General features: G+C 61.2%; 1 pseudogene. It reads left to right on the top strand.

From position 1 onward, the window contains the following. Nucleotides 1-87: 87 nt before the first annotated feature. Nucleotides 88-1,393: pseudogene (locus BFP96_RS29665) on the top strand (type IV secretion protein Rhs); the annotation flags it as partial.

Here is a 1,393-nt window from a genome sequence, read left to right as displayed (position 1 = left end):
CCGCTGCAAAGTCCCTCGCCTGATCATTCAGTGCGAGGGATTGCAGATGGTTCTTTTCGTTAGAGCCCCGGTTATTGGGGCTGTGTTTTGATTCCGGCGCTGGCCAGCTTCGTCCTGGCCCCCATGGACCCCAAAGCGCCGGATGTTGAAAACGTGCTTGGGGATTTGCGCAATTGCCTGAACACCTTCGACGCGTGGGCCGACAGCTTTTTCAGTGGCTCGGCACTGGAAGTCGAGCAGGTGTTCAAGGTCGGTGACGACGTCGCACTGGTCGCGCCGATCTCTTCCGACACGCCCAGTCGCACCGTCGCTCAATGCAAGGCCCAGGGTGGGCTGACCCTGGTGCATCTGTTCGAGAGCACCCGCTTCGTCCCTATCGGCAACACGCCGGTCACGCTGCAAGCCATTGCACCGGACGGCACGCCCATTGGCGCGCCGCTGCACCGCACCATCGGCCCCAGCGGCATGCTTGAAGTGCCCGAATGTACTCGCGACCAGCGATACCGAGTCACTTTCTACCCCAATGTTTCCAAAGATCACGTCAAGGCGCTGTATGCGTCCTACCAGTCGGTGATTGCCGGACTGGAAGCGGATCTGCGCAAGCAGTGGCGCGAGCGCTTCGAGCCTCAATGGGCCGATTTTGCCAAAGCCCCGTCCTTCAAGCGCAGCGTGAAACAGGGTGCGGCCTTTGCAAGCGGGATTGGCCAGGCCTTTTACAACCTGTGGGACAACATCACCGAGCTGTACGACCTGCTGGCGAACCTTAAGTCCAACAGCGAAAAGCTGCTGCAGTACCTTTCCCAAGCCGAACTCGATGAACTGCTGAAACTGGGCAAGGACACACTCGCCCAAGGCTTTCTGGTGCTCAGCGATGAGCCGCTGCTGTTTATCTATTTGTCGGCGATGGTCAGTTGGATACGCCTGCAGCCGCCGCCCGAAATGTACGAGCTGTTGGGTGAGCTCACCGGCGAAGTCCTGATCAACCTGTTGCTGATATGGGCCACGCGGGGGATGGGGGTGCAGCTTCGGCTGGGGGCTCAGGTGTTGAGTTCTATCAAGTCCGGGCGGGCGCGGGCGTTGTTGGAGTTGCTAGCCAGGCAGGTGCCGGGGCCTGGGCTGGAAACTCACGTGCAGGCGGCCAAGCCTCTGTTGCTGAACAGTGCGGCGACGCCGGTCAAGGCAGTGCCGGTGGCGCCGTTGAAGGCAGGCGAGCATCTGGTTTCGAATCCGGTGCCGATGGTGCGCAACAAAACGCAGCGCACCGCATTGGTCCGCCAGGAGTCGGTGGATGATGTGCCGGCCGTGGCGTCCAACCCGAAGGGCGATGCGGCGGCTTCTGCGGACAAGACCGTTACTCACGGTTGCCCCGTATCGATGGTCACCGGCGAGGAAC

It is taken from the genome of Pseudomonas sp. 34 E 7 (assembly GCF_900005715.1).
GTDB lineage: Bacteria > Pseudomonadota > Gammaproteobacteria > Pseudomonadales > Pseudomonadaceae > Aquipseudomonas > Aquipseudomonas orientalis_A.
Note: the sequence above shows the minus strand (reverse complement) of the source record. Positions and strands in the feature narration are given on the sequence as shown.